Origin of the sequence: Streptomyces sp. WAC04114 (assembly GCF_019733245.1) — a bacterium.
In the GTDB taxonomy this organism is placed as follows: Bacteria; Actinomycetota; Actinomycetes; order Streptomycetales; family Streptomycetaceae; genus Streptomyces; species Streptomyces massasporeus_A.
This window is the reverse complement of sequence record NZ_JAIGQA010000343.1, coordinates 1-2,475: the sequence shown is the minus strand read 5'-3', so window position 1 is coordinate 2,475 and position 2,475 is coordinate 1. Positions and strand designations below refer to the sequence as shown.

The 2,475-nt window shown below is 71.0% G+C and carries 3 protein-coding genes; 2 read left to right on the top strand and 1 reads right to left on the bottom strand.

Translation table 11 applies throughout. From position 1 onward, the window contains the following. Positions 1-215: 215 nt before the first annotated feature. Complete coding sequence (hemB, locus tag K4G64_RS39015; protein ID WP_221760581.1) at positions 216-1,214, top strand: porphobilinogen synthase; 999 nt, start codon at positions 216-218, stop codon at positions 1,212-1,214. Between the two features lie 23 nt (positions 1,215-1,237). Here the strand turns inward: hemB and K4G64_RS39010 are convergent, their stop codons facing one another. Further along, entirely contained in the window at positions 1,238-1,975 is a 738-nt protein-coding gene (locus K4G64_RS39010; RefSeq protein ID WP_221760580.1) for a DUF4232 domain-containing protein, read from the bottom strand. Positions 1,976-2,204: 229 nt separating this feature from the next. Here K4G64_RS39010 and K4G64_RS39005 point away from each other — a divergent pair. Further along, on the top strand, positions 2,205-2,475 hold a 271-nt coding region (locus tag K4G64_RS39005; RefSeq protein ID WP_221760579.1), incomplete at its 3' end, for a helix-turn-helix transcriptional regulator.

The following is a 2,475-nucleotide window of genomic DNA, read 5'->3' as shown; positions in this document are numbered from 1 at the left end:
GGTTTCAGGATGGACCTGGGTGAGTGGGGGCGCATTGCGGGGCTGTGGGCTTCATGGTGCTCGGCGTTGGTGCTGTGGGCGGGTGGGTCCGCAGCCCGGCGTAGCGGGGTGCCGCTGCGCCCACCCGTGCCGCCCTTGGCGGCACGCATGCCCGCAGCCAGGTGGCCGACAAGGTGTCGGTATCGGGGGGTTTGGGGCGGGCGTAGCGTAGGGGGATGACGACGTACGGATCTTTTCCCGGTACTCGACCGCGGCGGTTGCGGACCAACCCCGTGATGCGTCGGATGGTCGCCGAGACCCGGTTGCACCCTGCCGATCTCATTCTCCCGGCCTTCGTGCGGGAGGGCGTCAGCGAGCCCGTGCCGATCACCGCGATGCCGGGGGTCGTGCAGCACACCCGGGACAGTCTGAAGAAGGCCGCCGCCGAGGCGGTCGCGGCGGGGATCTCCGGGATCATGCTGTTCGGCGTGCCGGAGGAGTCGAAGAAGGACGCGCTCGGGACGCCGGGAACCGACCCGGACGGGATCCTTCAGGTCGCCCTGCGGGACGTGCGGGCCGAGGTCGGCGACGATCTGCTCGTCATGTCCGACCTGTGCCTCGACGAGACCACCGACCACGGGCACTGCGGCGTCCTCGACGAGCAGGGCCGGGTCGACAACGACGCGACCCTGGAGCGGTACGCCGAGATGGCCCAGGTGCAGGCCGACGCCGGCGCCCATGTCGTCGGGCCCAGCGGCATGATGGACGGGCAGGTCGGGGTCATCCGCGACGCGCTCGACCAGATCGGGCGGGAGGACGTCGCCATCCTCGCCTACACCGTGAAGTACGCCTCGGCCTTCTACGGGCCGTTCCGGGAGGCCGTCGGCTCGTCCCTGCGAGGGGACCGGAAGACCTACCAGCAGGACCCCGCGAATGTGCGCGAGTCGCTGCGCGAGCTCGCCCTCGACCTGGAGGAGGGCGCCGACATGGTGATGGTCAAGCCGGCCGGGCCCTACCTGGACATCCTCGCCCGGGTCGCGGACGCCGTGGACGTGCCCGTCGCCGCCTACCAGATCTCCGGCGAGTACTCGATGATCGAGGCCGCCGCCGAGAAGGGCTGGATCGACAGGGACCGGGCGATCATGGAGGCCCTGACCGGTATCCGCCGGGCCGGTGCGCGGAGCATCCTCACCTACTGGGCCACCGAAGTGGCCCAGAAGCTCAAGGATCAGTAGGTCAATGATCAGTAGGTCGAGGATCAGTAGGTCAGCGCGTCGTCCATGTCGCGCAGCCAGTACGTGACCGTGAGCGTGCTGTCGTAGTACACGCCCTTGGCCGGCAGGGCCGGGAGCGCGGAGGGGCCGCCGTCGCTGTTCGGCGTGCGGCCCTGGAAGCCGACCGTGAGCTTGTGGCCGGTCGTGCCCCACTCGCCGCTGCCGTCGGCCGCCGACAGCGAGACGCCCGCGTAGCCGGACTCGCCGGGGGCCAGTGTCGTCACCGCCTGCGGCTTGGAGTCCTTGATCGGCCGAGGGACCCACTGCATCTCGTCGAAGCGCAGCACCGGGTAGTAGGTCAGGTCGCACATCTTCGAGCCGGTGTTCTTCACCGTGAGCAGCATGTGGTTGAGAGGGCGGCGGACCGGCTGGGCGGTGACGGTGGTGTTGGAGCCGTTGCAGGAGACGCGGGGCGCCGTGGCGCCCTCCGCGGGCTTGTCGCCCTTCGCGGTCTTGTCCCCCTTCGCGGACTTGTCGCCCTTGGTGGGCTGCGCACCCGACGTGCCGGACGTGCCGGTCGCCCCGGTCGTGCCCTGGGTGCCGGTCGCGCCGCTGGTCCCCTTCCCGCCGACCCCGTCCTCGGCCGGGTGCGGGGCGGTGACGGTCGCCGAGGCCGGGTCGGGGTGCGCCGCGCCTTCGTCCTTCGTGCCCGTGCCGTCCTGACAGGCCGTCAGGGCGAGGGCGGCCAGGAGGGCGACGGGGAGGGCGTGGTACTTGCGCATGTCTTGCGTTTCCTTTCGGACAAAGGCAGCGGGGAAGCGGGACCGGGCGGGTCGCGCTGCCGGTGGGCCGGGAGCGGCGTGCTTGGATGACCAGAGCTTGTGCGGGGGTCCGTCCCGGCCGCCAGACCAGGCGGGGGATCAGGGACGTTGGAACGCCCGCACGTGCTGTGACCAGGGAGAACAGTCATTCCCTGGAACGGGGGAACGGGACACGGGGCATGGAGGAGCGGTGTCGGAAGGCACGACCGCGGCGGCATTCGCCGCCCTGCTGGGGGAGTTGAAGGAGCGCTCGGGGCTGAGCTACGGGGTGCTCGCCAAGCGGCTCCACATGAGTACGTCGACGCTGCACCGGTACTGCAACGGGGATGCCGTGCCGACCGATTACGCGCCGGTGGAGCGGCTCGCCCGGCTGTGCAAGGCGTCGCCGGAGGAACTCGTCGAGCTGCACCGGCGGTGGGTGCTGGCGGATGCGGGGCGGGTGCGCAAGGGGAGTGGTGGGA

Coding starts and splice junctions, on each gene's coding strand:
- K4G64_RS39010 (WP_221760580.1), bottom strand. CDS start 1,975: ATGCGCAAGTACCACGCCCTCCCCGTCGCCCTCCTGGCCGCCCTCGCC.
- hemB (WP_221760581.1), top strand. CDS start 216: ATGACGACGTACGGATCTTTTCCCGGTACTCGACCGCGGCGGTTGCGG.